Source organism: Leclercia sp. J807, assembly GCF_009734465.1.
GTDB lineage: Bacteria > Pseudomonadota > Gammaproteobacteria > Enterobacterales > Enterobacteriaceae > Enterobacter.
Map to the genome: position 1 here is coordinate 2,537,823 of NZ_CP046446.1, position 23,808 is coordinate 2,561,630.

21 protein-coding genes and 1 pseudogene are annotated in these 23,808 nt (G+C 61.2%); 9 read left to right on the forward strand and 13 right to left on the reverse strand.

What is annotated here, in order from left to right; genetic code table 11:
• Nucleotides 1-141: 141 nt before the first annotated feature.
• The 9 genes and pseudogenes from GNG26_RS12215 (at nt 142) to nadS (ending at nt 12,360) form a co-directional block, all read left to right on the forward strand.
• Nucleotides 142-1,956 (forward strand): glycosyltransferase, encoded by a 1,815-nt coding sequence (locus GNG26_RS12215; protein WP_103822148.1) that lies wholly within the window; start codon nt 142-144, stop codon nt 1,954-1,956.
• Nucleotides 1,953-3,284 (forward strand): DUF3131 domain-containing protein, encoded by a 1,332-nt coding sequence (locus tag GNG26_RS12220; RefSeq protein WP_103822149.1) that lies wholly within the window; start codon nt 1,953-1,955, stop codon nt 3,282-3,284. The genes GNG26_RS12215 and GNG26_RS12220 overlap by 4 nt, the downstream gene beginning before the upstream one ends.
• Nucleotides 3,281-4,828 (forward strand): DUF3131 domain-containing protein, encoded by a 1,548-nt coding sequence (locus GNG26_RS12225; protein ID WP_103822150.1) that lies wholly within the window; start codon nt 3,281-3,283, stop codon nt 4,826-4,828. Before GNG26_RS12220 ends, GNG26_RS12225 begins: the two co-directional genes overlap by 4 nt.
• Nucleotides 4,813-6,207 (forward strand): DUF3131 domain-containing protein, encoded by a 1,395-nt coding sequence (locus GNG26_RS12230; RefSeq protein ID WP_156238976.1) that lies wholly within the window; start codon nt 4,813-4,815, stop codon nt 6,205-6,207. The genes GNG26_RS12225 and GNG26_RS12230 overlap by 16 nt, the downstream gene beginning before the upstream one ends.
• On the forward strand, nt 6,204-6,638 hold the full coding sequence (locus GNG26_RS12235; RefSeq protein WP_103179796.1) for a globin: 435 nt from the start codon (nt 6,204-6,206) through the stop codon (nt 6,636-6,638). Before GNG26_RS12230 ends, GNG26_RS12235 begins: the two co-directional genes overlap by 4 nt.
• 2 nt (nt 6,639-6,640) lie before the next feature.
• A pseudogene (locus GNG26_RS12240) lies at nt 6,641-9,313 on the forward strand (response regulator).
• Nucleotides 9,303-11,501: a sugar-binding domain-containing protein gene (locus GNG26_RS12245; protein ID WP_156238977.1), complete on the forward strand. Its 2,199-nt coding sequence runs from the start codon at nt 9,303-9,305 to the stop codon at nt 11,499-11,501. The pseudogene GNG26_RS12240 and the gene GNG26_RS12245 overlap by 11 nt, the downstream one beginning before the upstream one ends.
• A 240-nt stretch (nt 11,502-11,741) precedes the next feature.
• Nucleotides 11,742-12,074 (forward strand): type II toxin-antitoxin system RelE/ParE family toxin, encoded by a 333-nt coding sequence (locus GNG26_RS12250; protein ID WP_156240182.1) that lies wholly within the window; start codon nt 11,742-11,744, stop codon nt 12,072-12,074.
• 1 nt (nt 12,075) lies between these two features.
• Nucleotides 12,076-12,360, forward strand: coding sequence for a NadS family protein (nadS, locus tag GNG26_RS12255; RefSeq protein ID WP_103822155.1), 285 nt, complete (start codon nt 12,076-12,078; stop codon nt 12,358-12,360).
• A 145-nt stretch (nt 12,361-12,505) separates the two neighbouring features.
• Here nadS and paaY read toward each other — a convergent pair whose 3' ends face one another.
• The 13 genes from paaY to paaA all read right to left on the reverse strand — a co-directional run bounded on the left by paaY (nt 12,506) and on the right by paaA (nt 23,694).
• On the reverse strand, nt 12,506-13,102 hold the full coding sequence (paaY, locus tag GNG26_RS12260; RefSeq protein ID WP_103822156.1) for a phenylacetic acid degradation protein PaaY: 597 nt from the start codon (nt 13,100-13,102) through the stop codon (nt 12,506-12,508).
• A gap of 10 nt (nt 13,103-13,112) precedes the next feature.
• A complete protein-coding gene (paaX, locus tag GNG26_RS12265; RefSeq protein ID WP_103179802.1) occupies nt 13,113-14,048 on the reverse strand; it encodes a phenylacetic acid degradation operon negative regulatory protein PaaX in 936 nt (311 codons plus the stop codon).
• Between the two features lie 85 nt (nt 14,049-14,133).
• Nucleotides 14,134-15,486 (reverse strand): phenylacetate--CoA ligase PaaK, encoded by a 1,353-nt coding sequence (paaK, locus tag GNG26_RS12270; protein ID WP_156238978.1) that lies wholly within the window; start codon nt 15,484-15,486, stop codon nt 14,134-14,136.
• 39 nt (nt 15,487-15,525) lie between these two features.
• The gene (pcaF, locus tag GNG26_RS12275; protein ID WP_156240183.1) at nt 15,526-16,731 is read right to left on the reverse strand and encodes a 3-oxoadipyl-CoA thiolase; all 1,206 of its coding nucleotides are present in this window, start codon (nt 16,729-16,731) and stop codon (nt 15,526-15,528) included.
• Nucleotides 16,731-17,153 (reverse strand): hydroxyphenylacetyl-CoA thioesterase PaaI, encoded by a 423-nt coding sequence (gene paaI / locus GNG26_RS12280; RefSeq protein WP_114314799.1) that lies wholly within the window; start codon nt 17,151-17,153, stop codon nt 16,731-16,733. The genes pcaF and paaI overlap by 1 nt, the downstream gene beginning before the upstream one ends.
• On the reverse strand, nt 17,143-18,567 hold the full coding sequence (gene paaH, locus GNG26_RS12285; protein WP_156238979.1) for a 3-hydroxyacyl-CoA dehydrogenase PaaH: 1,425 nt from the start codon (nt 18,565-18,567) through the stop codon (nt 17,143-17,145). The genes paaI and paaH overlap by 11 nt, the downstream gene beginning before the upstream one ends.
• Before the next feature lies 1 nt (nt 18,568).
• Entirely contained in the window at nt 18,569-19,354 is a 786-nt protein-coding gene (paaG, locus tag GNG26_RS12290) for a 2-(1,2-epoxy-1,2-dihydrophenyl)acetyl-CoA isomerase PaaG (RefSeq protein WP_156238980.1), read from the reverse strand.
• A gap of 2 nt (nt 19,355-19,356) precedes the next feature.
• Complete coding sequence (gene paaF / locus GNG26_RS12295; protein ID WP_156238981.1) at nt 19,357-20,124, reverse strand: 2,3-dehydroadipyl-CoA hydratase PaaF; 768 nt, start codon at nt 20,122-20,124, stop codon at nt 19,357-19,359.
• Nucleotides 20,121-21,191: a 1,2-phenylacetyl-CoA epoxidase subunit PaaE gene (gene paaE / locus GNG26_RS12300; RefSeq protein WP_156238982.1), complete on the reverse strand. Its 1,071-nt coding sequence runs from the start codon at nt 21,189-21,191 to the stop codon at nt 20,121-20,123. The genes paaF and paaE overlap by 4 nt, the downstream gene beginning before the upstream one ends.
• A 7-nt stretch (nt 21,192-21,198) precedes the next feature.
• On the reverse strand, nt 21,199-21,696 hold the full coding sequence (gene paaD, locus GNG26_RS12305; protein WP_156238983.1) for a 1,2-phenylacetyl-CoA epoxidase subunit PaaD: 498 nt from the start codon (nt 21,694-21,696) through the stop codon (nt 21,199-21,201).
• Nucleotides 21,697-21,710: 14 nt separating this feature from the next.
• Entirely contained in the window at nt 21,711-22,457 is a 747-nt protein-coding gene (gene paaC / locus GNG26_RS12310) for a 1,2-phenylacetyl-CoA epoxidase subunit PaaC (RefSeq protein WP_156238984.1), read from the reverse strand.
• A gap of 8 nt (nt 22,458-22,465) precedes the next feature.
• A complete protein-coding gene (gene paaB, locus GNG26_RS12315) occupies nt 22,466-22,753 on the reverse strand; it encodes a 1,2-phenylacetyl-CoA epoxidase subunit PaaB (RefSeq protein WP_103179812.1) in 288 nt (95 codons plus the stop codon).
• 11 nt (nt 22,754-22,764) lie between these two features.
• Nucleotides 22,765-23,694 carry a 1,2-phenylacetyl-CoA epoxidase subunit PaaA gene (gene paaA / locus GNG26_RS12320; RefSeq protein WP_103822166.1) on the reverse strand — a complete coding sequence of 310 codons (930 nt, stop codon included), beginning with the start codon at nt 23,692-23,694 and terminating at the stop codon, nt 22,765-22,767.
• Nucleotides 23,695-23,808 lie beyond the last annotated feature (114 nt).

Sequence of the window (23,808 nt, forward strand, 5' to 3'; positions counted from 1 at the left end):
ATTTAACCTGCTGGATTATTTTTATCCGCGTTCTACACTTACCTTAAATTATGTTTTTGTGAGCGTTATTTCCATGGCGTTCTCCCTGTCGGTAACAGGCTATTAATTTATTGTCATCGTGGAATCAGGATATCCTTCGCTATGGATTTTTATTTTTCCCGTTTTGAACATCGTCGTCCGCCTGAACCGCTTAAAACGCCGCGCTGGGTCATGATGACCTGGCAGGTATTAGCGGTGGCCGCGCTTATTCTTGGTGCCAACTATATTTACTGGCGCTGGACGGCCTCTTTAAATACCGACGCGCTCTGGTACGCCATTCCGCTGGTGCTGGCGGAAACCCTGGCCTGGATCGGCACGGTGCTGTTCACCATTAACTTGTGGAAGGAAGAGGATCCGCCGCAAACGCCCCCGCCGTCTGAGATCAACGACTGCCTGCGGCCGGAAGATGCCGAGGAGTCCAGGCCGATAAAGGTCGATCTCTTTATCGCCACCTATTCCGAAGATGTGGAGCTGGTGCGGCTCTCCATCCGCGACGCCATGAAAATGGCCTACCCTGTCCCGCTGGATTACAAGGTCCATGTGCTGGATGATGGCCGACGTCCGGAGATGAAAGCCGTATGCGAAGAGGAAGGTGCCAACTACATTACCCGCCAGACCAATATCGGCTTTAAGGCGGGCAACCTGCGCAACGGACTTGAGCAGACCGACGGCGATTTCCTGATCATCTGCGACGCCGATACCCGCGTTTTCCCCACGCTGCTCAGCCATACGCTGGGCTATTTCCGCGATCCGGACGTCGCCTGGGTGCAAACACCCCAGTGGTTCTTCGACCTGCCGGAAGGGGAAAATCTGGCGCACTGGCTCGGGCGCAGGGCGGGTAAAGCGGGATACGGTCTCGGCTGGCTCGCCCAGAAATTTATCGGCCCGGTGACCCTTGGCCGGGATCCCTTTTTCAACGATCCGCGCATGTTCTACGACGTGATTTTACGCCGCCGCAACTGGGCTAATGCCGCCTTCTGCTGCGGCGCGGCCTCGGTGCATCGACGCGAGGCGGTGATGCAGGCGGCGCTGCGCAGCTACGTCTGGACCGTCGAAGAGGAGATCGACCGCCATACCCGGGACATACGCGATCCGGCGATGCGCGAAACCCTGCAGGAGGCAATGCGTCCCCACGTGGCCTTCGATACGGAGCTGACCCCATATAAATTCCACGTTTCCGAGGATATTTACACCTCTATCCTGCTGCACGGCGATGCCGCGCGCCGCTGGCGCTCGGTCATGCACCCGCGCATTGAATCCAAGATGCTCTCCCCGCAGGATATGCTGACCTGGATGATCCAGCGTTTTAAATATGCCGCCGGCTCGCTGGATATTCTGTTTCACGACAATATCTTCAGCCGCCGCCGCTTTAAGCTCTCTCTGCCGCAAACGCTGATGTATGCCACCACCTTCTGGTCCTACATGGCCTGCGTATGGAATACCATTTTCCTGGTCTCGCCGATTATCTATCTCTTTACCGGTATTCCCCCTGTGTCGGCCTGGTCTGAGCCCTTTTATCTCCACTTTTTGCCCTTTTTCATCGTCTCCGAACTGGCGTTTATGTTCGGCACCTGGGGAATATCAGCTTGGGATGGCAGGGCATCGTATCTCTCGTTTTTCTCCATGAATCTGCGGGCGCTCGATACGGTGCTGCGCGGCGAGCAGATAAAATTTCACGTCACCCCCAAAGAGCGGCAGACAGGGCGTTTTCTCTACCTGGTGAAGCCGCAGATCGCTATCGTCGTGCTCACCCTGGCGGGCCTCATCTGGGGCGGAATACAGGTAGCCCGCGGCCAGGTTGACGACCCTTCCGGCTACGTCATCAATATTTTCTGGGGTGCGGTGAATATTGCCGCCATGCTGCCGCTGATTCTGGCCGCCGTCTGGACCCCGGCCGAAGAGGAGGCAAGCCAATGAGAAAACGCGATGCGCTGCTGTCGGCCCGCAGCTACCTCACTATTCTGATCGGTTTCCTGCTGGGCTTCGCCATCGTCGTCTGGGTGGAGAAACAGATGCCTTCGCGCGTGGAGAGCAGCGCGGGCATGACCCTGAGTAAAGATTTCCCACCCCTGCCCGCCACGCGTGAACTCACCTTCGATGAGGCGATCTGGGCCCGGGTAGCCTGGCAATATTATGTCAACAATACCCAGCCGAACGGCCTGGCCAACGCCCACGATGGCGAGCCCTGGCTCAGCCTGTGGAGCACCGGCAGCTATCTCTTTGCGCTGGTGGCCGCCAAACAGCTCAATATCCTGACGACAGACGAATTTGATGAGCGCATCACCGCGGCGCTGTTTACGCTGGGGCAGCTCCCGCTAAATCCCGAAGGGCTACCCGCCGCTTATTATCATGCGGACACGCTGCAAATGCTGGGCAAGCCAGACTCCTCCGCTATTGGCATGGGCCGCCTGCTCAATGCCCTTCAAACCCTGCTGTGGCGCTATCCCCAGCATGCCGCCGCCGTGCGCGACCTCTTTAACCAGTGGAAGGTTGGGGCCCTGATCGCCAGTAATCCCGCGACCCAGGCCGCAGCGCCGCTCCACCACTGGGCACTGGCGGCGGACGAGCCCAGAAACAGCTTCGGTTATCGTCTGTATGCCAGCCATACGCTTCGGCTGATCGACAGCGCGGCGGGGCTGGCGGTGACCAACCCGCCGGAGGGGCAGCAGATGATCGATATCGACGGCATTATGGTGCCCGACGAGGGGCTACGTACCCCCTGGGGCCGACAGCCATCGCTTATCAGTCTCCCCTACCTGTTAACCGGCCTGGAGCTGGGCTTCGACGCCCAGAGCGCGGAGATCGCCTGGCGCATTATGCAGATCCAGCAGCGCCGTCACGGGCTGCGGGTGAGCAAGCCGCCCATCAGCACCGACTATGCCGAGCCCGCGCCGGATTACGTAAACGATCTGCCCGATCGCCAGCCGCTACAAACCAGCGCCCTGCGCGATGCCACCCCGGAACAGACTGCGATTACCTCCACCCGCTCCGCCTTCGCCTGGTACGCCCTGTTCCGCAACGGCTGGAGCGAAGCGCTGCGCCAGCAGGTTCAGACGCTGCAGGTGCCCGGCAAGGGGTGGCAGCGCGGACTTAACCTGAACAGCAGCGTGAATGATGTGATTGACGCTGATACCAATGCCATCGTGCTCGAAAGCCTGGCCTATATTGCCCACGGCCAGATGCTCTGTCTGGCCTGTCTGAGCCTGACGACTTCCCCTACTTCTTCAGCAGGAGCTACGCCATGAAGCTGAAATTTCTCCTCTTTTTTCCTCTTCTGGCCGGGCTTATGGCGTGCTGGCTCACGCTTTCCGCTGCACAGGCCGCCACCGGGCTGCCGGCCTCGGAGTACGAACCGCGCAACGGCGAGCTTACCCCCAGGGAGATGGCTATCGCCAAAAACGCCTGGCAATATTTTGTCGCCAACTTCCAACCCACCACCGGGCTGGTCAATGCGGTAAACAAATACCCCTCCACCACTATGTGGGACAGCGCCTCCTATATGGCCGCCATGACGGCGGCGCGGGAGCTGGGGATCATTGATAAAGCCGAGTTTGACCGCCGGATGCTGAAATTGCTCGCCACCCTGAACAAGCTGGATCTGTTCCGCAACGAGCTGCCTAACAAGGCCTACAACACCATTACCGGCCAGAAGGTGAACTACCAGAACAAACCGGGGGAGATTGGCTTCTCGGCGCTGGATATCGGCAGGATGCTGATCTGGTTAAAAGTGATCAAAGAGCGCTACCCGGAGTATGCCAACAGCATCGATAACGTGGTGCTGGGGTGGGACTTCAGCCACGTTATCGATCCCTGCGGCATGATGTACGGCGCCTACCTGGAGAACGGCCAGCCGAAATATGTGCAGGAAGGACGGCTGGGCTATGAAGAGTATGGCGCGGCAGGTTTCCAGCTCTGGGGATTTAGCACCTGTCAGGCCAGCCGCCCGCAGCCTTACGAGCTGGCAGAGATCTACTGCGTGCTGGTGCCTTACGACTCGCGCGATCCGCGTCAAACTAGCCAGCATAACTATGTAGTGACCGAATCCTACGTGCTGTACGGCATGGAGTTCGGGTATGACAATCCGCTTGACCGGAATAACAGCCCGCGCGACTACTCCCACCCGTGGATGAAAAACTTTGCCGACCGGGTCTATCAGGCTCAGGAGAACCGCTACGCCATTACCGGGATACTGTCCGCCCGCTCCGAGCACCAGCTGGATAAGTCGCCCTACTTTGTATATGACACCGTCTTTAGCGACGGCTTTAACTGGAACACCATCACCGACAAAGGCCAGTATGTCCCTAACACCGCCGCCGTATCCCTGAAGGCGGCACTGGGGATGTGGGTACTCTGGAACTCGCCTTACACCGACCGCCTGCTGGACACCATTGAAAACGCCAACGAAGAGGGCAAAGGCTACTACGAGGGGCTTTACGAAAACGGCGACGGCCCGATTAAAGAGTTCACCGCCAATAACAACGGCATCATGCTGGAGGCGTTGCTGTTCAAGAAAGAGGGCAAGCTGCTGCGGTTTAATACCGACAACCCGAAAAACCGCGATTTCGCCCCTTCGCTCTGGGACAAAAAGCTGGTGGATCTTTTCGAGCCCAATAACACCCCGCGCAACCGCCCCTTCCTGAGTAGCACCCCGGCGGTTAAGAGCTGGTGTGAACAGACCGGGACCACCCAGCGCACGAAACCCGCCTGCCAGGCATGCCAGTGCGCCGCCTGTAGTGCAGACGAGCCTGTTAAACTGCCGCCGGTGACCGCGCAATGCTTAAAACCGTAGCCCGCTGGCTGGCGGTCGCCCTCCTCCTGCTGCTTATTGCCCTCGCCCTCTTCAGCCGGGAGGGCGCAGGGTGGCGCTGGCTGACGAAGGGCGGCTGGCACACCACCGCGCGCATCGACAGCCTGACGCCGCAGGAGCAGGCGTGGGCCCGCATCGCCTGGCGCTATTTCGAAAATAACACCCAGCCGCAGACCGGGCTGGTGAACGGCAGCGACAAACAGCCGCGGGTAACCCTCTGGCAAATGGGCGACACCCTCATCGCCCTGCTCGCCGCCCGGGATCTGGGGCTGGTGCAGGAGCCTGAGTTTGACGCCCGCCTGACGCGCCTGCTCGGCACGCTTAACCGGCTGACCCTGACCGAAACCCGCACGCCGGGCAGGCTTTACTCCAGCCGGACGGCGACCCCCATCGACTTTACCGGTAAACCGGCAAAGAGCGGCTGGTCGGCAAAGGATATGGCCCGACTGATGCTGGCCCTGCGGCTTACTGCCGAACGCGCCCCCCAGTATCGCGAGTATCTGGATAAGATCATTCTGCGCTGGAACTTCTGCCGGGTGATAGATAACGAGGGGGAACTGTGGTCCGCCTCCGTTCAGAACGGCCAGCCGATGCTGCGCGAGGAGCTGCGTCTGGGTGAGAGTGAGTACGCCGCCAGCGCGTTTCGCCTGTGGGGATTCCCGGCAGGAAAGGCGTTCACTCCCCCTTCGCGTAATGTGATCCTCTATCAGCGCAGCCTCGCCGTAGATGCCCGGGATCCGCGCACCACCTGGCAACCCTCGCTACTGACCACCCTCCCCGCGATGCTGCCGGGAGTGGAGTTCGGCTGGCAGCCGCCCGGCGTACCGTCCGATGTGCAAAAAGCGCTGCGCGCCCGGGCAGAAGGGATATGGCTCACTCAGAAATCGCGCTGGGAGCAGGACAAAGTGCTCACCGCGCGGGCCGATTTTTATCTCTCCCAGGCGCCCTGGCACGTTGAGGACACCGTCTGGGGAAACGGCTATGCCTGGAACACCCTGGGGGACGACGGCAAATACTACCCCCGGCTGGCGCAGGTTTCTACCAAAGCGGTCTTCCTGCTCTGGGCGCTGTGGGAAACCGACTATACCGATGCTCTGATGGCGGTCACCCGCCATCTTAACAACCCGCAGCAGGGCTGGTTTGAGGGACGCGTTGAGGCGACCGGCGATATCAACCCGACCCTGACCCTCTCCACCAACGCCATGGTGCTGGAAGCCCTCTATTACAAACACAACGCCGGGCCGCTGTTTGAAAACGGCCTTGCGGATGAGAACAGCTATTTCTCCCGCCGCACGACGGATGAATTTAACCCGCCCGGCCTCTGTCTGCCCGGCGAACGGGCCACGAGGGGTGCACCATGAAGTTTTATCGCGATCTCTTTGAGGCAAGCCTGAACCGCGTCTTGCCGGAGAACGACAAAAAGCGCTTTTTTGAGGCCTTCCGGGAGACATTTATCCATATGTCTCCTGAAACGGAGCAGCACTTCGCCCGGCATCCGGAGGCGGAGGGCCAGCAGATGCTCTTTAAGAGCTTTTTCGCCATGCTGGCCGTCGATGGTGCGCTCTTCGTGCCGGACTTTCTGGAGCGGCTGGCGCGGGAGCAGAGCCATGAAGGGCTGCGCCTGCCGCCGCGGTTTTTCGCCCTCTGGCGGGAAGCGATGCTCAGAACCGTTCGCGCCTGCGATCCCCTCTGCGACGAGGAGATCCTCACCGCCTGGGCAATGGCGATCGCGCCCGGGCTGGAGTACCTGCGCCGCCAGGCGGAGCTGCACTATCAGGCGGGAGGCGAATAACCATGCAAGAGCGATCCTGTTTCGATCTTAACGCGCTGCCCATGGGGGTAATGATCTACGATCCGGCGGAGCGCCTGCTGGCCTGGAACGACCAGGTGACGCGCTTTTACCCGGTCATCACCCCCTGGCTGGCCGTCGGCGCCACCCTGGAGAGCCTGGCGGAAAAATTTATCGATGCGGGCTATAACATCGATCCTGGCCGCCGCCAGACCCTGCGCGAAGCGATTATCCGCAACTGCCGTCAGCCGAGCCATCGCGAAGTGCGGCAGTCGGGTCAGCGGCGGCTCTACGTCCAGCATCAGCGGCTGGCGGACGGCGGCATTATCAGCCTGCATACGGACATCACCGAGCTGGACGAGGCCCAGCGCTCGCGCCACCAGCTGCACGACGATTTTTTACTCACCGCGGAGTCGATCCAGATCGGCATCTGGGACTGGCAGGTCTCCCACGACAGCCTGCAGGTGAACGATACTCTGCTGGCGATGGTGGGCGAGTCGCGCACGCAGTTGCTCTATCCGCTGCGCTTTTTGCTTAACCTGGTGCACGAGGAGGATCGCGCCACCCTGCGCTAGGCGATGATCGCCTCGCGCCAGGCGCATATGCCGGTATTCGAATGCGAAATTCGCGTCCAGCACGCCGCCCGGGGCTGGCGCTGGATGTTGATTTCGGGCCAGGTGGTGACTCTCAACATGCAGCAGCAGGCCGAACGGGTGATCGGCACCCTACAGGATATTACCCGTCGCAAAGAGGCGGAACTTCTGGCCATAGAGGCGGCGAAGGTGGCCCGGGAGGCCAACGAGGCGAAGAGCGCCTTCCTCGCCAACATGAGCCACGAAATTCGCACCCCGATGAACGGCATTCTGGGCATGACCCAGCTCTGTCTGGACACCCCTCTTAACCCGGAGCAGCGGGAGTATCTTTCGCTGGTCATGAGTTCGGCCCAGTCGCTACTGCATATTATCAATGACATTCTCGACTTCTCCCGCATCGAGTCGGGCAAGATGTCGGTGGATGTGGAGCCGCTGGAGATCCGCCCCTTTATTCAGTCGCTGATCCGCCCCCACATGCCCGCCGCCAGCGAAAAAGGCATTGAGCTGCTGGTGGATATTGCCCCCGAGCTGCCGGAGGTGCTGGTAGCGGACGGTCCCCGGCTGCGCCAGATCCTTACTAACCTGCTGGGTAACGCCCTGAAGTTTACCCACCAGGGCGAAGTGCTGCTGGCGATAGCGCCCGCTGACGATGAAGGTCGGTGGCGTTTTCGCATCCGCGACAGCGGCATCGGCATTCCGGCGGATAAGCAAAAAGCGATCTTCGAGGCCTTCAGCCAGGCCGACAGCTCCACCACCCGCCGTTACGGCGGCACCGGACTGGGGCTGACCATCTCGGCCCGGCTGGTGAGCCTGATGGGTGGCGAGCTGACGGTTGAGAGCCACCCCGGCGTGGGGAGCGAATTTGCTTTCACCCTGCCGCTGGAGAGCCAGCAGGCCGCCGCGCCTGTGGGGCGCTTCAATGGCGAACAGGTGCTGGTGGTGGATGACAACAGCACCAACCTGCGCCTGCTTGATACCATGCTTCACCAGATGGGGCTGGCGCCAACCTGCGTTAACAACGCCGCCGAGGCGCTGCGACGCGCCGCCGAAGAGAGGCGCTGGGCGCTGATCCTGCTGGACGCGCAAATGCCGGATATGGACGGCGTTTCGCTGGCGCTCGAACTCTCCGTGCTGCCCCAGACCGAACAAAGCCATATCATTATGCTCAGCTCCATGAGCCGCCATTTTGACGCCAACATGCTTAAGCGCATCGGCATCGCCCACTATCTGCATAAACCCATTGCCCAGCGCGAGCTGCATCAGGTGATTGCCAGCGTGCTTGAACCCACCCCAGTCCTGACCCCGGCCCCCGCGACGGCGCCCGCCGTGCCGCAATCCGGGCTACGCATTCTGCTGGCCGAGGATAATCTGGTGAACCAGAAAGTCGCCCGCCGCCTGCTGGAGCGGCTCGGCCACCGGTGCGAAGTGGTCAATAACGGGCGCGAGGCGCTGGAGCGCTGGCGGGAACACGCCTGGGACATTCTGCTGATCGACCTGCAAATGCCGGAGATGGACGGCGAAACCGCTATCCGCCAGCTGCGGGAAGAGACGCAGGCCAAGGGGGGCACCCACCAGCCCGCCATCGCCATGACCGCCCACGCCATGCAGGGAGATAAAGAACGCTGCCTGGCGATGGGGTTCGACGGCTATATTGCCAAGCCGGTGAGCCAGGAGGCGTTGCAACAAGAGATTGCGCGCGTCGGCCCGGAGAGTCATAACCCGCAGAGTGATAAAGGGCTGCCGGACGAAGCCCGGCTATTAAAACAGTGCGCGGACGATCCCGCTCTGGTACAGGAGCTGCTGGATCTGTTCGGCGAGGGGCTCGACGAGGCGGTAGCAACAATCGCCCGGGCGATCGACCGCGACGACCGCGAGGCTCTGGGCCGGGCGGCGCACCGGCTTCGCGGCGAAGCCGCCACCCTCGGCTTTACCGGACTGGCAGAGCGGCTCCAGCAGTTAGAGAGCCAGGCGGCAACGCTGGACCCGGCCGGGCTTAAGGCGCTGCGCGGCGAGCTCTTCAACGAGGCCGGACGTGGTGCTGCCTGGCTGCACCACCGGGCGCAGGAGATGAATCATGATCCCTAAACTTATTCTGCCGCTGGTCGTCTGGCTTCCGCTGGCGCAAGCGGCGCCTGTGCCGGTCACCTGGTCGCTGGCCGGGCAGTGGCGCGTACATGATGCCAACGATAACACTTTTAACGGGGCCAGCGCCCCTGACAGCGGCTGGCGCACGCTCCGGGTGCCCGCCAACTGGTACAGCGCCGGATACGATCATCAGGGCGCGCTCTGGTACCGTCACGAATTTACCCTACCGGAGCGCGCGCCGGATACCATGGCCACCCTGGTGTTTGACGGCGTGGATTATTTCGCCGACGTGACGCTCAACGGCAAGGCGCTTGCCCGCCACGAGGGCTATTTCCAGCGCTTCCCGGTGGACGTAAGCGACGCCCTGCGCCGCCATAACCGGCTCGCCGTTCGGGTGGAGAGCCCGTACGAAGATCCGAAAACCATCTGGCCGCTGCACAAAACCCTGGTCAAAGGGGTGCTTAACCAGCACGACACCCGCCCCGGTGGCGCCTGGTCCGAGCATGGCCAGGATGCCAACTCCGGTGGCATCTGGGCGCCGGTGAAGCTGCACATGAGCCGCGGCGTGACGATTGACGAGGTGATCCTGCGCCCGGACTGGCGCGAGGGGCTGGAAAACCCCATCTTGCGCGCCGAGATTCGCTACCGGGCGCTGGCGGATGGGCCCGCCACCCTGCGCCTCTCCGCCGCGCCGGACAACTTCAGCGGCCCGGACTTTCAGCAGGACTTCCCGGTCACGCTCAAGAGCACCGCCGGCACCCTGAACGTCTCGCTGCCAATGCGCTCCGCCAGGCTCTGGTGGCCGGTGGGCGTCGGCAAGCCGAACCTTTACCGGGTGCGGGCCTCGCTGCGGGATGAGCAGGGGCTGATGGACACCACCCTCACCCGAACCGGGTTACGCAAGCTGGAGGAGCAGCCGGACAATAAAGGCTGGCTCATCAACGACCGTCGGCTGTTCATCAAGGGCAGTAACTATATTGGCTCCCCCTGGCTCGGTACCATGACGCGGGCAAAATACCGCCGGGATTTCGAACTGGTGGAGGCGATGAACGCCAACGCCATTCGCGTCCACGGGCATGTGGCAGGCCGCGCGCTCTATGATGTAGCGGACGAGATGGGGCTGATGATCTGGCAGGATGTGCCCCTGCAGTGGGGCTATGATGACAGCGTCGCCTTTGCCGATAACGCGGTTCGCCAGACCCGCCAGATGGTTGAGCAGTTCGGTAACTCGCCGGCCATCATCGTCTGGGGCGGGCACAACGAGCCGCCCTGGAACTCACCGTGGATGGAAAAACGCTTCCCGGACTGGAACAAAAGCTTAAACCAGTCCCTGACGAAACGGGTGGGCGACACGCTCGCGGAAGATAGCTCCCGCATCGTGCACCGTTTTTCCGCCGTGGAGGAACACTATTGGGCGGGGTGGTACTTCGGCACGATACGCGATCTGCTGGCGCCCGCCAAAACCGGGATTATCACCGAGTTTGGCGCCCAGGCGCTGCCGCGGCTCTCCACCCTGAAAACCTTCATCCCTGAGAGCCTGATGTGGCCGAAGAGCACGGCGGCGGACGATCCCGGCTGGACGCACTGGAAGTACCATAACTTCCAGCCCTTCCAGACCTTTAAGTTCGCCAACATTCCCCGGGGCAATACTATCCAGGAGATGATTGCCAATACCCAGGCGTATCAGGCGCAGCTGGTGGCGACGGCGGCGGAGAGCTATCGCCGACAGCGCTATCAGCCGGTGACGGCCCTCTTCCACTTTATGTTTGTCGAAACCTGGCCCTCGATTAACTGGGGGGTGGTGGATTACCTGCGCAAACCGAAGGCGGGTTACTACGCCCTGAAGCGCGCCTACCAGCCGATCCTCCCCTCCATCGAACCCGTTACCGATATCTGGCGTCAGGGAAGCGAGGCGACGGTGCGCCTGTGGGCGATTAACGACACCTGGTCAGCCTGCGAAGATTGCCGCCTGACGTGGCAGGTGAAGCAGAGCGGAAAACGGCTGGCTGAAGGCGAGACGATCAAGACCCTGCCGCCCGACTCGGGTACCAGGGTAAAGGAGATTACCGTCACGCCGACCAGCGTTGAACGAGTGACCATTGAGTATCGCATTGAGAATAAGGCGCGAGAAACGGTGGGCAAAAACCGGCGTGAAGAGTCTGTCGAGGCGTCGTCCGCCGGGAAGTAAAGCATAAATTTCCTGATAACCCTCTCCTCTGAGAGGGTTTACCTTCTGATATACCCTGCAATTTTACGAGACGCCTCGTAGCGTCAGCACGTGTTTCAGCACACTCTCGCCATGCTCCTTACAATGCCGACCAGTGCCAGCGCGCGTTTCAGTTCACGCGTTCTCTGGCAGCAAAATAATTCTGGATCTGTACCATGTACACCTGAAGGTGTACATGGTACCTTACATGGAGAGAGAATCGTGTGCCATGCGATAGAATTTATCGAGACGTCACTGTTTACGCGGCAAATCAAACAGATCGCGACTGATGATGAACTCCTGACGTTACAAAGAGAGCTCATTGCCTTTCCGGACAAAGGTGATGTTATTCAGAATACCGGCGGGCTGCGAAAAGTCCGGATGGCAACGGGGACTCAGGGTAAAAGCGGTAGCGCCAGGGTGATTTACCTTCTGGCAACACGGGAGATTATCTGGCTGGTGCTCGCTTATCCGAAAAGTGCCAAAGAGAATCTCACTGATGCGGAAAAGGCTGAACTAAAAAAACTGACAACCTTACTGAAGAACGAGGTGTGAAATGCATTTTTTTGACGAACTCAAAACGTCCCTGGAAGAGGCGGTCGACATCAAAAACGGGACCAAAGCCCCTTCCCGCGTTACCCGCTATGAGATTGCCGATGTCAAAGCGATCAGAGAGCAGCTCAACGTCTCCCAGGCAGAAATGGCAAAAGCGCTGGGCACCAGCGTGGATACCATCAAAAGCTGGGAATCCAGAAGACGTAACCCTACCGGCCTGGCAGCCAAAGTGCTGGCCACGATCCAGGCGAATCCGGCATTCTTTTACGAACTGGCTGCGCATTAACGGGTTGTATTAGGGATGCCAACAGCAACAGGTAAAATAGCCCCAGCGACAGCGTGCCGGGGCTTTTAGGGTGCCACTAAATTAATCCTTAACATCCTTCAATCTACACAAAGATGGCCTCACGCAGGATTAAGGGGTTTGCCGCTCAGCGGGCCGACTTCGGCCGCAGATTCTCGTCAAACACCAGCCGCTTACGATCCGGTTCCACCTCGTGCAATGGCTCCACCTGATGCATCGTCTGTTTGCAGCGCTCCACCAGCGTTTGGTACTCGCGGGTGCCCTGCTTTTTCCACGCCATCTCCTGCTCGCTCAACACGCGGATCGCTTTGGCCGGGCTGCCGATAATCAGATGGTCGGCTGGCATTTCCGCTTTCGCTTTCACAAATGCCGCCGCGCCGACGATGCTGTTCTCGCCAATCACAGCGCCATCCATGATCACCGCATTCATCCCCACCAGCGCATTGCGGCGGATCACGCAGCCGTGCAGAATGGCGCCGTGCCCGATATGTCCCTCTTCTTCCACCACCGTGTCTTGCTCGGGGAAGCCGTGCATGATGCAGTTATCCTGAATATTGGCCCCGTCTTTCACCACGATACGGCCAAAATCTCCGCGCAGGCTGGCGTTGGGGCCCACGTAGACGCCCTTACCGAGGATCACGTCGCCAATCAGGACCGCTGTCGGGTGGACATAACTCTCCTGTGGAACAACCGGTGTCAGACCATCAATTTGATATACAGGCACATAACCTCCGTTACGCGGGCGTCAGGCCGCCGAAGCGCTGCCAGTAGGAGGAGCCGGGCGACGGCAGTTCGCCGACCGAGGTCTCCCCTTTCTCACTGACAAACGCCAGCGCACCCGGCGCGACGCGCTGATAAATGTTAATGCACAGCTGGCGGGCCGTCTGGCCTGCCCAGTGCGACGGGAGTAACTCTTCCGGCAGGAGCGGATCCTTAAGCACCACCCGGCGATAAAAATGGATCAGCAAGAGTTGGATATGGAAACAGCGCGCCGGCGTCAGCTCCTCCGGCGTGGCCTCCCGCAACAGGGGCAGCAATGGCCGGAACGAGTCGATAAAGGTTTCATACATCAGGTTCTGCTCGCTGAGCTGCCAGCACTCCTCCACCCGGGCGCGCAGCGCGGCGCGGGAGAGCGCCAGCGGCGAATGCGCCTCAAAGCAGATGACGTTTTCCGCCACGCCCGCTTCATGCAACAGGGTCTGTACGTCTGCCAGCTGTTGCGACGGCGAGGCCATCAGGCTCGGCGCCAGGGTGCCGAAGCCTTGCCAGATCAGCTGCTTTTTCACATCCGCCAGCGTGGTTTTGTCCATCCCTTCAGAGAGCAGCAGCAGCCATTTGCCGTCCCAGGCCGGTAGCTCTGCGCGATAAATCTTGGTTTCGGCCCGGCGGGTTAAACGCAATCCTTTGTCGCTCAGGCGGTAGAAGCTGCGCCTGCCGATGCGAACCACATCCAGCCAGCCCTCTTTATTAAGACGGAACAGCGCGGTGCGCACGAAGCGCTCGCCAAATCCCATCCCCTCCAGCAGGGCCGCCAGGCTTCCCAGCCAGACTTCACCACCGCGATGGGACAGGGCATCACCGTACAGGGAGGAGATCAGCGAGGTACCGCTGACGGGAACGGAGCTGACAGCGTGCTGGATAAAGGCGTCGAGTTTACTCATGTGATTCATTCTGTTGTGATTATTTTCGCGGATGAATCATAGCATAGCGCTAAAAGCGCGACCCTCCCTAATACGCAGAGGGTCGCGGACGGCCTTAGCTGTTGGCTGCGGCCTTACGCAGATCGAAGACGCGACAGGCTTTGCCTTCGGAACGCGGAATGCTGCCGCAGTTGACGATCGTCACGTCGGTAGAGATCCCCACCATCGACTTAATGCGGTGGCGCAGCTGGTGGCAGACGTTGCAGCGCTGCTCGTGGGTCAGCGACAGGCTGCTCTCTTTCAGCTCCACCTTCACCGAAAGTGAATCAAGATGACCACGGCGGTTCACCTCCAGCTGATAGTGCGGCGACAGGTGCTCAAACTTGACGATCTCCTCTTCCAGCTGGGACGGGAAGACGTTGACGCCGCGGATAATCAGCATATCGTCGCTGCGGCCGCTGATCCTGTCCATGCGGCGCATGGTACGGGCGGTGCCCGGCAGCAGGCGGGTCAGGTCGCGGGTGCGGTAGCGGATCACCGGCAGCGCCTCTTTGGTCAGGGTGGTGAAGAGCAGTTCCCCCTGCTCGCCGTCGGCCAGCGGCGTGCCGTCGTTCGGGTTGACGATCTCCGGGTAGAAGTGATCTTCCCAGATGGTCGGGCCGTCGGCAGTTTCGATACACTCCATCGCCACCCCCGGCCCCATCACTTCGGAGAGCCCATAGATATCCAGAGCGGTAATACCGAGGCGTTTTTCAATTTCCCGGCGCATCGCCAGGGTCCACGGCTCGGCGCCAAAAACGCCCACGCGCAGGGAGCACTGGCTGGCATCGCCGCCCATCTGGCGCTCAAGCTCTTCGATCAGGTTGAGGCAGTAAGAGGGGGTCACCATGATCATATCTGGCTGGAAATCGCGGATCAGCTGGGCCTGTTTTTCGGTCTGGCCGCCGGACATCGGGATCACCGTGGCGCCTAAACGCTCGGCACCGTAGTGGGCGCCCAGCCCGCCGGTAAACAGGCCATAGCCGTAGGCGACATGAATTTTGTCCCTGGCACTGCCCCCCGCGGCGCGCAGGGAGCGGGCCACAATGTTGGCCCAGTTATCAATGTCGTTTTGCGTGTAGCCGACCACGGTGGGTTTACCGGTGGTACCAGAGGAGGCATGAATACGCACCACCTGCTCCATCGGCACCGCAAAGGTATCAAACGGATAGTTATCGCGCAGATCCTGCTTGGTGGTGCAGGGGAACTTGCGAATATCCGCTAACTCTTTGAAATCGTCAGGATGCACGCCCGCCGCATCAAACTTGCGTTTGTACATCGGCACATTTTCATAGGCGTGTTTTAAGGTCCACTTCATGCGCTCGGTTTGCAGGGCCTGCAGCTCATCAAGGGAGGCGGTTTCGATGGGGTCAAGATGCGTTGCCGTCGAGGTTGCAGTTGACGTTGCGGTTGTCGCTGTATTTGTCATTGTCGTTGTCATCGTAGGGTACTCGCTTTTTATAATTGTTCAGACACGCTCAAGGATCATGGCAATGCCCTGACCGACACCAATGCACATCGTACAAAGCGCATAGCGCCCTTTACGACGATGCAGCTCATTGCTGGCGGCCAGCGCCAGGCGGGCCCCGCTCATACCCAGCGGATGGCCTAAGGCAATTGCCCCGCCGTTGGGGTTAACGTGCGGCGCATCGTCCGGCAACCCCAGCTCTCGCAGCACGCCCAGCGCCTGCGAAGCAAAGGCTTCATTCAGTTCGATCACGTCCATGTCGTTGATGCTCAGCCCGGCGCGCTCCAGCACACAACGGGTGGCAGGCACCGGGCCCAGCCCCATCAGACGCGGCTCAACGCCGGCGGTGGCCATCGCCACGATGCGGGTACGCGGGGTCAGGCCCTGGGCCGCCGCCATCTTCTCGCTGGCGACAATCAGCGCCGCAGCGCCATCGTTGACGCCGGAAGCGTTGCCTGCGGTGACCACGCCGCCCGCCCGGAAGGGGGCTTTCAGCCCGGCCAGCATTTCGAGGGTGGTGTCCGGGCGCAGATGCTCGTCATGCACCACTTCGGTGACCGCCCCTTTTTTGCCTTTAATGACGACCGGCACGATCTCCTGGGCCAGAATGCCGCTGGCCTGGGCCTGAGCGGTGCGCTGCTGGCTGCGCAGGGCGAAGGCATCCTGATCCTCACGGGAAATCTTTAACAATTCCGCTACATTCTCTGCCGTTTCCGGCATGCTGTCAGAACCAAATTGCTGCGCCATGAGCGGGTTCACAAAACGCCAGCCGATGGTGGTATCGAAAATTTCATTCTGGCGCTGGAAGGCGCTGGTCGCTTTGCCCATCACGAAAGGCGCACGGGACATCGACTCCACACCACCGGCGATCATCAGGTCGCCATCACCAGCGCGGATGGCGCGGGCGGCAAAGCCCAGCGCATCCAGACCGGAACCACAAAGGCGGTTCAGGGTGGTGCCGGAGACGGTCTGCGGCAGCCCGGCCAGCAGCAGGGACATGCGCGCCACGTTACGGTTGTCTTCCCCCGCCTGGTTCGCGCAGCCAAAGATCACATCGTCGATGCGCTCCGCATCCAGACCCGGGTTACGCGCCAGCAGTTCACGCAAGGGGATGGCGCCCAGGTCGTCCGCGCGCACACCGGACAGCGCACCGGCATAGCGACCGATTGGGGTTCTGATCCCGTCACAGATAAAGGCGTCACGCATCATGCTTCTCCTGTCACAGTGCCGCCGATGCGGTGGGATTTCCCACGGAACAGGGCAACCGTTTTCTGTTGTTGATTAACGATTTCAATGTCATATACGCCGGTCTGTTTCCCCTGATGACGCACCTGCGCCGTGGCGGTGAGCTTATCGTGGGCAAAGGCCGGACGGACAAAATCGATGGTGCAGCCCGAGGCCACCGCCGCCAGCCCCTGGCTGTTGCAGGCGTAGGCGAAAGCGGTGTCGGCGAGGGTGAATAGCTGTCCGCCATGGCAGCTCTTGTGGCCGTTGAGCATCTGCGGCGTGACGGTCATGGTCAACACGGCGACGCCGTCATCCATCTCAATAATGTCGATGCCATAGGCCTGGGCGCAGGCATCGTTTTCATACATGGCGCGGGCGTTGCGCCAGGCGTTATGACTCATAGCTACTCTCCAGAAGCGCGCGCTGGCGCAGCAGGGATGAAGGACGGTAACGCTCTTCGCCGTAATGGCGTTGCAGGTTTTCCAGCAGGCACAGCAGACGCTGCCAGCCAAGCTGTTCTCCCCAGGCCAGCGGGCCGCGCGGGTAGTTCACCCCGAGGCGCATGGCGGTATCGATATCCTGTTCGCTGGCGACCCCTTTTTGCAGGGCGTCGAGGGCTTCGTTGATAATCATCGCCACCGTGCGCCAGATCAGCAGGCCGGGATAATCCACCACCTGCAACACGCGCTTGCCCTGCTGCTGGAAGTGGCGCACCGCTTTCAGTGTCGCGGCTGTCGGGTTGCTGGCCGCGGCGGCAATCACCGCCACGTCGCTCTCCTGTCTGTCGAACACCACCACTGGCTGGCCGTAACGGTTCGCCAGCGCCTGGGCGGTCTCGCCCTGGGTTTCAATCAGCAGTACGCCGTCGATTTCAGTGACACCGTCACTTTTTTTCTGCTGATGCATGACACTGTAACTATCTTCCACCTCTGCAAGCCAGTTAACGGCAGGCTTTTCGTTACGCCAGTTGTAGACCCCCTGCCCGCTCTTCTTGCCGAGACGCCCACCTAGCACCAGCTCCTGCTGCACCAGCGACGGCAGGAAACGGCGCTCCTGCCAGAAGGCGTTGAATACCGAGCAGGTCACGGCAAAGTTGACGTCCTGGCCGATCATATCGGTCAGCTCCAGCGGCCCCATCGGGAACCCGGCCCCCTCACGCAGCGCCGCGTCGATGACCTCCGGGGCGGCAACCTGCTCTTCAAGCGCCCGCCAGGCTTCGGCATAGTACGGACGCGCCACGCGGTTAACGATAAAGCCCGGCGTGGACTGGCAGCGCACCGGCTGTTTGCCCCAGCGCGTCGCCAGCTCGCTCAGTTGTTCGACCACTTCCCCGGAAGTCGCCAGGCCGCTTACCACTTCCACCAGCTTCATCACCGGGGCGGGGTTAAAGAAGTGCAGCCCCGCCACGCGCTCAGGATGGTGCAGGTCGGCGGCAATCGCCGTAATGGAAATGGACGAGGTGTTGCTGGTCAACAGCGTGTTAGCCGGGCAGATCTCCGCCAGCTCGGCAAAGAGCGCCTTTTTAACGGCCATTTGCTCAGAGGCGGCTTCAATCACCAGGTCGGCCTTCGCCAGCGCGTGGATGTCGGTAACGGGCACCAAGCGCTGGAGCGTCTGTTCGGCGTCATGGACGGCGAGCTTGCCGCGCGCCACGCGGGATTCGAGACGGCTGCGAATGGCGTCAATGGCGCGGGAGATGGCCTCAGCATTGATGTCATACACCAGCACCGGGTGGCCGTGGCTCGCCGCCACTTCGGCGATCCCGGCTCCCATGATGCCGCTGCCAATCACCGCCACGGTATGAATTGTCGTCATCTTATTTCCCCGTAAACTGCGGCGCGCGTTTGTTGAGGAAGGCGCTGACCCCTTCCCGGTAGTCGGCGCTGCGCCCGGCCAGGCGCTGATAGTCGCGCTCCAGATCCAGCTGCGCGTCCAGGGTGTTGGTTTCGGCGGCATTGATCGCCTGCTTGATCAGCCCCAGGCCAAAGGTCGGCTGGGAGGCCAGATGCACCGCCAGCTGGCGGGCGGTGTCGGTCAGTTCGGCATCATCCACGACCTGCCAGATCATGCCCCAGGCGTGTGCCTGTTCAGCGCTGATCTTCTCCCCCAGCAGGGCCAGGCCCATCGCCCGGGCGCGGCCGGTCAGACGCGGCAGCAGCCAGGTGCCGCCGGAATCCGGCACCAGACCGAGCTTGCTGAAGGCCATCACAAAGTTCACCGAACGGGCGGCGATAACGATGTCGCAGCCCAGCGCCAGGGTCGCCCCCGCTCCGGCGGCCACGCCGTTCACCGCGCAGATCACCGGCTTGGGCAGTTTTGCCAGACGGCGTACCAGCGGGTTGTAAAATTTCTCCACCGACATGCCGAGATCCGGCGCCGGGCTGTTCGGGTCAACGTTACGGTCGTTGAGATCCTGCCCGGCACAAAAACCGCGTCCGGCCCCGGTGACCAGCAGACAACGCACGCTGTCGTCGCGCTCGGCCTGGGTCAGACATGCTGCCAGCTGCTGATGCATCTCCTCATTGAAGCTGTTGAGCCGCTCCGGGCGGTTCAGGGTAAGGGTCATGACCCCCTGCTCAACGTGACTCAGAATAAAATCCATGGTTAGCGTCCTTTAAATTCAGGGGTGCGTTTTTGCAGAAAGGCGTCGATCCCTTCCCGGCGATCCTCGGTGGCCGCCAGCAGGGTAAAGAGCTGACGCTCCTGGGCCAGCCCGGCGGTGAGGGCCACCTCCTGAGACTGGCGTAACGCCTGCTTCGCCGCCTGCAACGCCAGCGGGGAGTGACGCGCCATCAGTGCCGCCTTTTTGAGAGCATATTCCAGGGTCAGGGCTTCGGGATGTACATCGCTCACCAGCCCGGCTGCCAGCGCCTGACGGGCGGTAATGCTTTCCCCGGTCAGCACCATTTTGCTGGCAAGGGATTTGCCGACGCTGCGGATCAGCCGTTGTGTGCCACCCGCGCCCGGCATAATGCCTAAGGTGATTTCCGGCAGGCCGAAGCGGGCATTTTCCCCGGCGATCGCCACATCGCACAGCAGTGCCAGCTCGCAGCCCGCGCCCAGGGCGTAGCCATTGACGGCGGCGATAAGCGGCTTATTAAAAGCGTTGATGCGCGCCCACAGCTGCGGGCGTATGTCGTTAAGGGTGGCGGCCAGATCTTTTTCCGCCATCTCGTTCAGATCGGCTCCGGCGGCAAAGAAACGTTCGTTGCCGGTAATCACGCACACCGAAATCTCGCTGTCTACGGCGGCAGCTTCCAGGGTGGACGCCAGTTCGCTCAGCAGGCCATTGTTCAGGGCGTTGCGGGCCGCGGGGCGATTGAGGGTCAGGAGCAATACCCGACCGTGACGGGTGACAATCAGGTCGCTCATGCCATCCCCTTCGCATCAAAGTCCACCACCACGTCGCTGGTCAGCGGCAGGGCCTGGCAGCTCAGCACGTAGCCTGCTGCCAGTTCATCCGGCTCCAGGCTGTAGTTGGTCACCATATCCACCTTGCCGCGCACCACCTTGCATTTGCAGGTGGCACAGACCCCGCCTTTGCAGGCGTACGGCAGGTCCGCCCCCTGGCGCAGAGCGGCATCCAGAATGCTTTCGTCTTCGGCGGTGAGGGTGATCTCGCGGTCGCGCCCGTCCTGGCGCACCGTCACTTTTTGCCCCCCGGTCTGTACCGTATGGGTGCGTTTGACGATTGTGCCCGGGGTGTTGAAGCGCTCAAGATGCAGCGATTTCTCCGGCATCCCCAGCGCCTTAAGCGTCTGTTCCGCTTCGTCCATCATCGCCGCCGGGCCGCAGATAAAGGCTTCATCAAACTGGCTGAAGTCGATGAGGTGCTTCGCCAGCGCCTGCAGTTTTTCGCCGTCAATGCGCCCGTGCAGCAGCTCGCTGTCCAGCGTCTCCTGGCTGAAGATGTTGACCACCTGCAGGCGGGTCGGATAGCTGTCCTTCAGGTCGGCCAGCGCCTGGCGGAACATCATGCTCTGGCTGCTGCGGTTACCATAAATCAGGGTGAACTGGCTGTTCGGTTCGGTCTTCAGGGTGCTGGAGATGATCGCCAGCATCGGGGTGATGCCGGATCCGGCGGCAATCGCCAGGTAGCAGCCTTCACGCTCTGCCAGCGGCTGATAGCCAAAATGACCCTGCGGCACCATCACCTCCAGCGCCATCCCCTGCTTGATTTCATCCCGGGCATAGCGCGAGAAGCGCCCGCCGTCGATGGCTTTTACCGCCACGCTGATTTCGCCCGGCTGAACGCTGCGGCAGATGGAGTAGCAGCGGCGCAGTTCTTCGCCCGCGAGGTGGGCTTTCAGGGTCAGATGCTGGCCCGGACGGAAGCGATAGGCCTCCTGCAAAGGCTGGGGAACCGCGAAGGTGATGGTCACCGCATCGCGGGTTTCGGGTTCCACCTTTGCCACCGTTAAGGAATGAAACGTTGTCATGGCGACCTCAGATACATTTGAAATAATCGAAGGGTTCACGGCAGCTGTCGCAGCGCCAGAGCGCTTTGCAGGCCGTGGAACCAAATTCACTGATCAGCGTGGTGCGGGTGCTGGCGCAGCGCGGACAGGTCACTTCAGCCGGCAGATGCGCATGGCAGCTGTGCCCGGCCGGTGGGCTAATGCCGTACTGGCGCAGACGCTCCCGGGCGTCCGGGGTCATCCAGTCGGTGGTCCATGCCGGGTCGAGCTGGATGGTGATCTGCACCGGCCCATAGCCGTGGGCGGTCAGGGTGTCGCGGATCGCCCCCATCAGATGGTCGGTAGCCGGACAGCCGGAATAGGTCGGCGTAAAACCGATGGCCCAGCCCTCATCCTGCGGCGTCACGCTGCGCACCATCCCTAAGTCGGTGATGGTCAGCACCGGGATCTCCGGGTCCGGGATCTGGCTTAACAGAGACCAGATCTGCGGGACGGCGGCGGGGGTGAGTTGGACGGCATGTTGCATGGCGCTCTCCTGGATTACCACTGCTGGCCGGGATAGACGCGCTGCAGATATTGCATCTCTGCCAGCATCGGCCCCAGATGTTCGGTGTGCAGCCCTTTACGGCCACCGGTGCGGTAGGCTGCTTCCTGCGGAATGCTCAGCGTCGCCTCGTTCAGCCCGGCGAAGACTTCCGCTTCCCATTCATTGCGCAGGCTGCGCGGATCGACGGCGATACCTTCGGCGGCCAACGTCAGGTCAATCTCGTCCGCCTCGAACAGCTCGGCGGTGAAACGCCACAGGTCATTGACCGCCTGCTGCATTTTTTGCCCGGAGATCTCCGTGCCGTTGCCCAGGCGTTCCAGCCAGCCGCGGCTGAAGCGCAGGTGGTAGCGGGCTTCTTTGATGGATTTGGCGGCGATGGCGGCAAGCTGCCCGTCGCGGCTCTGGGTCAGACGGGTATAGAGCGCCACGTGCCAGGCGTCGATAAAGTACTGACGGGCGATGGTGTCGGCGAAGTTGCCGTTGGGCTGCTCCACCAGCAGCAGGTTGCTGAACTGGCGCTCGTCGCGCTGGAAGGCCAGCGTGTCTTCGTCGCCCTCGCCTTCCAGCTCGGCGGCGTAGGTTAAGAAATTGCGCGCCTGGCCCAGCAGGTCGAGGCCGATATTGGCCAGCGCGAGGTCAATCTCCAGCTCCGGGGCGTGACCACACCACGCTCCCAGACGCTGGGAGAGCACCAGCCCGTTATCACCCAGGCGCAGAACATATTGCGTTAACGTTTTCATCCGTGGCCTCACATGTGCTCGATGCCATCAGGGATGGTGTAGAAGGTCGGATGGCGGTAGACCTTGCTCTCCGCCGGGTCGAAAAACTCACCGCGCTCTTCTGGCTGGGAGGCGACGATTTCGCTCGCCTTCACCACCCAGATGGAACAGCCTTCATTACGGCGGGTGTAGGCGTCGCGCGCGTTTTCCAGCGCCATACGGTCATCGGCGGCATGCAGGCTGCCCACGTGACGGTGGGACAGACCCTGCTTGCTGCGGACAAAGACTTCGTACAACGGCCAGTATGTTTTGCTCATCTTGATTCCCCTTATGCGACCTTGCGGGCGTGTTGTTTTTCAGCGTGCGCCAGTGCGGCTTCGCGCACCCACGTCCCCTCTTCCCAGGCTTTACGCTTGGCGGCCAGACGTTCGTGATTGCAGACACCGCGCCCGTTAATCACCTCGTCAAACTCCTGCCAGTCGATCTCGCCAAAACGGTAGTGACCGGTTTCGGCATCGAACTGCAGATCCGCATCCGGGACGGTCATGCCCAGCATTTCCACCTGCGGCACGGTGTTGTCGACAAAGCGCTGGCGCAGCTCGTCATTGCCAAAACGTTTGATCTTCCAGGCCAGGCTGCGGGCGCTGTTCGGCGAGTTGTCGTCGTTCGGGCCAAACATCATTAGCGCTGGCCACCAGAAGCGGTTGATGGCGTCTTGCAACATCTGGCGCTGGGCTTCGCTGCCCTGGGCCAGGGCCATGCAGGCCTCAAAGCCCTGACGCTGGTGGAAGCTCTCTTCTTTACAGATTTTCACCATCGCCCGGGCATAGGGGCCGTAGGAGGTCCGGCACAGCGCCACCTGGTTAACGATGGCCGCGCCATCCACCAGCCAGCCGATCACGCCGATATCCGCCCAGCTCAGGGTCGGGTAGTTGAAGATGGAGGAGTATTTCATCTTGCCGTCGAGCATCTTCTGGTAGATGTCTTCCCGGGCGCAGCCCAACGTTTCCGCCGCGCTATAGAGGTAGAGCCCGTGCCCGGCTTCGTCCTGCACTTTCGCCAGCAGGATGGCCTTACGGCGCAGCGTCGGGGCGCGGGTGATCCAGTTCCCTTCCGGCAGCATGCCGACAATTTCGGAGTGCGCATGCTGACCAATCTGGCGGATCAGCGTTTTACGGTACGCGTCAGGCATCCAGTCCTGCGGCTCGATGGCCGTCTCTTGCGCGATGCGCTGCTCAAAGCGTTGTTCTTCCGTCACGTCATCACCCTTTTGATTCGTTTAACTGCTAAATATCATTCAATAATGAATCACTTTGTTTTATAAAAGTTACACAAAGGTTAATGAATAACCCAAGAAGCGTTTATTCGTTTT

What these genes read in the sequence shown, in the direction of transcription:
- paaX (WP_103179802.1), bottom strand. Translation starts at nt 14,048, where the DNA reads ATGAATCACATGAGTAAACTCGACGCCTTTATCCAGCACGCTGTCAGC.
- GNG26_RS12220 (WP_103822149.1), top strand. Translation starts at nt 1,953, where the DNA reads ATGAGAAAACGCGATGCGCTGCTGTCGGCCCGCAGCTACCTCACTATT.
- GNG26_RS12215 (WP_103822148.1), top strand. Translation starts at nt 142, where the DNA reads ATGGATTTTTATTTTTCCCGTTTTGAACATCGTCGTCCGCCTGAACCG.
- pcaF (WP_156240183.1), bottom strand. Translation starts at nt 16,731, where the DNA reads ATGCGTGACGCCTTTATCTGTGACGGGATCAGAACCCCAATCGGTCGC.
- nadS (WP_103822155.1), top strand. Translation starts at nt 12,076, where the DNA reads ATGCATTTTTTTGACGAACTCAAAACGTCCCTGGAAGAGGCGGTCGAC.
- GNG26_RS12245 (WP_156238977.1), top strand. Translation starts at nt 9,303, where the DNA reads ATGATCCCTAAACTTATTCTGCCGCTGGTCGTCTGGCTTCCGCTGGCG.
- GNG26_RS12230 (WP_156238976.1), top strand. Translation starts at nt 4,813, where the DNA reads ATGCTTAAAACCGTAGCCCGCTGGCTGGCGGTCGCCCTCCTCCTGCTG.
- paaG (WP_156238980.1), bottom strand. Translation starts at nt 19,354, where the DNA reads ATGGATTTTATTCTGAGTCACGTTGAGCAGGGGGTCATGACCCTTACC.
- GNG26_RS12235 (WP_103179796.1), top strand. Translation starts at nt 6,204, where the DNA reads ATGAAGTTTTATCGCGATCTCTTTGAGGCAAGCCTGAACCGCGTCTTG.
- paaK (WP_156238978.1), bottom strand. Translation starts at nt 15,486, where the DNA reads ATGACAAATACAGCGACAACCGCAACGTCAACTGCAACCTCGACGGCA.
- paaE (WP_156238982.1), bottom strand. Translation starts at nt 21,191, where the DNA reads ATGACAACGTTTCATTCCTTAACGGTGGCAAAGGTGGAACCCGAAACC.
- paaH (WP_156238979.1), bottom strand. Translation starts at nt 18,567, where the DNA reads ATGACGACAATTCATACCGTGGCGGTGATTGGCAGCGGCATCATGGGA.
- paaD (WP_156238983.1), bottom strand. Translation starts at nt 21,696, where the DNA reads ATGCAACATGCCGTCCAACTCACCCCCGCCGCCGTCCCGCAGATCTGG.
- paaF (WP_156238981.1), bottom strand. Translation starts at nt 20,124, where the DNA reads ATGAGCGACCTGATTGTCACCCGTCACGGTCGGGTATTGCTCCTGACC.
- paaI (WP_114314799.1), bottom strand. Translation starts at nt 17,153, where the DNA reads ATGAGTCATAACGCCTGGCGCAACGCCCGCGCCATGTATGAAAACGAT.
- paaC (WP_156238984.1), bottom strand. Translation starts at nt 22,457, where the DNA reads ATGAAAACGTTAACGCAATATGTTCTGCGCCTGGGTGATAACGGGCTG.
- GNG26_RS12225 (WP_103822150.1), top strand. Translation starts at nt 3,281, where the DNA reads ATGAAGCTGAAATTTCTCCTCTTTTTTCCTCTTCTGGCCGGGCTTATG.
- paaB (WP_103179812.1), bottom strand. Translation starts at nt 22,753, where the DNA reads ATGAGCAAAACATACTGGCCGTTGTACGAAGTCTTTGTCCGCAGCAAG.